The organism is Criibacterium bergeronii (assembly GCF_001693775.2).
Classification (GTDB): domain Bacteria; phylum Bacillota; class Clostridia; order Peptostreptococcales; family Filifactoraceae; genus Peptoanaerobacter; species Peptoanaerobacter bergeronii.
On record NZ_MBEW02000057.1, the window covers coordinates 1 to 2,802 of the forward strand.

3 protein-coding genes are annotated in these 2,802 nt (G+C 35.9%); all 3 read left to right on the top strand.

Annotated features, from left to right (window positions below):
* On the top strand, window positions 1-189 hold a 189-nt coding region (locus BBG48_RS10585; protein ID WP_068914294.1), incomplete at its 5' end, for a conjugal transfer protein.
* A complete protein-coding gene (locus BBG48_RS10590; protein ID WP_068914295.1) occupies window positions 167-2,353 on the top strand; it encodes a CD1107 family mobile element protein in 2,187 nt (728 codons plus the stop codon). The genes BBG48_RS10585 and BBG48_RS10590, both read left to right, overlap by 23 nt.
* Window positions 2,354-2,450: 97 nt before the next feature.
* Window positions 2,451-2,802: toprim domain-containing protein (locus BBG48_RS10595; RefSeq protein WP_243446787.1), on the top strand; the 352-nt coding region annotated here is incomplete at its 3' end.

A 2,802-nucleotide genomic window follows, 5' to 3' on the forward strand; every position in this document is an offset into this window, starting at 1 on the left:
GATAAAAAGGCTCTGATTGATGAAGAATTGGAGCCTTTGTTCATTCGTGAGGAAGAACTTGAAAACGAAGAAATTATTGCCATTTGCAGAAAGAACAACATTACAATCAGTGATTTAATGGCAAAAGTAAACAGAGAAAAAGCAGAAGTGAAAAAGGAGAAAACAAATGAAAACCAGTTTGAAAAATAAAAGAATTACAGCCATTGTTGTAGCTTTTACCCTGCTAATGGGTGGAGTTTTAGGGGTGTTAAAAGTTGGTGCAAAGACAGTATTTGCATCAAATGAACCGCCTGAAAAATATGAAACATATTATGAACTGAAATTTGAGGATCATACTTCAGATGACACCTTTAGAGGATTTTATCATCTCGGAAAAGGAAATAAGGAAGGTCAGCCATTGAACTTTAAATTTTCCTTATCAAAATCCTTTGAAGAAAAGGGCGGTGTAGTTGTCGATAAGTATAATGAAACCTTTACCAATGAGAATATGGACAAGGTAAATCAGTTAGATGATCTAAGATATATGACAAAGAAAACTTATGCTTATTATCGAATTCATAATATAGGGACAGGTGCTTTTACAAGTATCGTTTCTCCAAGAGATAAGGATAATTACTATATTGGAGATATTACAGAAAATGCAGAAGAACGAACCGTAAAAGGAAAGAAAGCAAATGTCATTGTCTATACCTGCCCTGTTTTACAGTTAAATAGAAATATTGAGAAAGTAACTGTTGACTATGAGGGAGAGCTTAAAGAGGAAACAAAGAATTCTATTATTGGCAGAGTAAAAGAAGCAAATCCCAATATCAACAATGTAAAAGAAATTAAGATTGTTAAGGACAAGCTGATTATTGAAACATGGAATAGATTTCATACTGGTGTACCCTACCTTGAATTACCTTTAGAGGATTTATATAAGAGGGTAGCGAATGCGTCAGCTCAAACAGACAATAAGGATACTAAGGATGAGGAAAGTCAGACAAAAAGTGAAGTAAAGATCAAATATCAATATCAGGACGGAAAGGTATATAAGGAGTATTCAGCTTCCTTTGACAAAAATCAGATGATTGATGCGTCTGATCTTGAAATGCTTCCGGATAATATGAGTTTTAATGACGATTTTGTAAGCTACACAGTAAAAGGTGATGGAAGCGATAGTATTATCCGAATTGTAAAGAAGTTAGAAAGTAATGCTCAGACGCAGACAGAAAAGCCAAAAACTGAAGATAAGGGAATTCAAACAGAGCTTAGCAAAGATGACATTTCCAAAATGGAAAAGGAATCTAAGGAGCTTCAGGAAAAACTTGATAAGCTAAATCAGGAAATTAAGGACAAGGATAAATTAAGCGATAAGCAAAAGGAGAAAATCAAAGACCTTGAGGAAAAAATAGATAAGCTGAAGGAAAAACTTGAGAAGGGCAAAAACGATAAGGACTTATCGGCGGATATGAAAAAGGAGATAGAGAAGCTGACTGCGAAAATTAAGGAACTTGAGAAAAAGACGAATGAAGTTAGCAAGGCTACGGTTACACATAATCCTACTGTAACACCAATCAGCCCTATCTCCGGAATGAAAACAGGAACAGGAAACTTCCCTCAAACATCGGTAAGTGATATGGGTAAAGGCTCATTATCACAGGATAATACAGGAAAGATTACAAAGGACACAAATGTTAGCAAGACCGATGGAAAAGAAAAAGAAGTTCGTTATCCCAATAAGCTGACACCGAAACAGCCTGCCAATAACAGTAGTCAGGATTCCTCTATGGATGGTTCAAGTAAGACAGTAAATACCAATAAAGGAGTTGCTTCTGCTCCATCAAAGGCACGAGGAACTGTTACGGAAAATAAGGATAATGCGAACAAGGATTATCCGATTCATCATGGAGATAGCAGTGATAAGGGAGAAACGGATATGTATTCAGCGGATGCAAGACAGTTTGTTACCTTTACTACTAAGAATGGCAAGACTTTCCATCTAATCATCAATCACGATGAGGATAGCGAGAATGTTATGCTCCTAACAGAAGTATCCGAAGACGATCTTCTTAACATGGTTGAAAAGAAAGAAGCTCCAAAACAGGAAATTACAAAGGAAGAACCTAAAAAAGAAGAACCTAAGCCAGTAAAAAAAGAAGAAAGCAGCAATATGGGAACTTACTTAATTCTCATTCTTGTAGTAGCAGGAGCGTTAGGTGCAGGATATTATTTCAAGGTCGTTAAGAAAAAAGAAGATAAGGAGCTTGAAGGCTTTGAGGAGGAAGATGATGATTTCTTTTCAGAGGCAGAAGAAAGTGAAAATGAAGTAGATGAAACAGAAACAGAAGATAAAGAAGATGAATTGGAATAAATTTGCACCCAAAACTATACAATATTTGGTGCAAAAGACAGGGCGGGAGAGTAACATCTTCCGCCCTATTATTTTGAAAAACAGGAGGAAAAAATAGATGAATTTAGTAATTGCTGAAAAGCCAAGTGTTGCAATTTCTATTGCAAAAGTGATCGGAGCAACAAAGAAGAAAGACGGATATTATGAAGGAAACGGATATAAGGTAAGCTGGTGTGTTGGACATTTAATTAAAATGGCAAATCCGGAAAGCTATGATGAAAAGTATGCTAAGTGGAATATGGCGGATTTACCGATTATTCCAAAGGAATATAAGTATGAGATTGCAAAGTCCACAAAGAAACAATTTACGATTCTTAAAAAGCTGATGAATGATAAGGATATAGACATCGTGATAAATGCCTGCGATGCAGGGCGTGAAGGAGAAGCCATCTTCAGGCTTGTATATAATC

Coding starts and splice junctions, on each gene's coding strand:
- BBG48_RS10590 (WP_068914295.1), top strand. CDS start 167: ATGAAAACCAGTTTGAAAAATAAAAGAATTACAGCCATTGTTGTAGCT.